Source organism: Roseibacillus ishigakijimensis (assembly GCF_016595415.1).
Classification (GTDB): Bacteria; Verrucomicrobiota; Verrucomicrobiia; order Verrucomicrobiales; family Akkermansiaceae; genus Roseibacillus; species Roseibacillus ishigakijimensis.
The window spans coordinates 1-787 of record NZ_JAENIO010000120.1 but is presented as its reverse complement, the minus strand read 5'-3'; the positions used below and the strand labels follow the sequence as shown (position 1 = coordinate 787).

Sequence of the window (787 nt, the reverse complement as noted above, 5' to 3'; positions counted from 1 at the left end):
GCCGGTCCATACCGGTTCGCCCGAGCTTCCTCCGCCCACTCGCGAACGGCTCCAGAACGCGGTCGCGCTGGGCCTGGCCGATCGCTACAACCCCTGGGACCACTACGTGCAGCCGCTGCTGGAGCTGGTCCCTGAGCTGCGGCAAAAATTTCCCCAGACCGCCATCCGAGTCTATCTGGCCAAGGATCTGGGCTTTCTCGCCGACGAGCTGGCTGAGGCGGGTTGCGAAGTCTACGAGATGAAGAGTTCTTCCCTCAACTTCGCCCCCGGCGGCCTGTGGCGCTTCCTGCCTTTTGCAGAAAAAGACAAGCTGGTCGTCGTCACCGACATCGACCGGCTGCGAGACCTGGAGAGCGATCTGACCCGCACCCGCACCATGCAGCAGAGCGGGGTGGGAGCCTGGCGAGTGCCCAATCCCCGCGACTACACCGATGACTACCGCGTCTGCTACCAACCCTTCGTGGGTTGCCAATTCGGCGTGCAGGGCGGTCTGCTGGAAGACGTGCGACTGCTACTCGACGCCTTCACCTGGCACGCGATAAAGGATCGGCTAGACCCCAGTGTGATCATGCCCGGCTGCGGCCCGGTGCCCCTTGGCAATCATCGCTGGCCAAGCTACGGCTTCGACGAATACTTCCTGAACGTGGCCGCCTATCCTCGCCTCGCGCAAGAAGGGATGCTCACCTTCGTCCCCAGCGGCGCGAGCTGCCTTCTCCTCTCGCTGGATGTGGAATACTGCACATGGGGAAATCCCGCCAGCGAGTTGGTTCACTTTTCCAGCGGCGGT

At 63.3% G+C, this 787-nt stretch carries 1 protein-coding gene; it reads left to right on the top strand.

Annotated elements, in window-relative coordinates; all coding sequences use genetic code 11:
* A partial coding sequence (locus JIN78_RS16820) for a hypothetical protein (RefSeq protein WP_200393158.1) occupies positions 1-787 on the top strand: 787 nt, incomplete at both ends.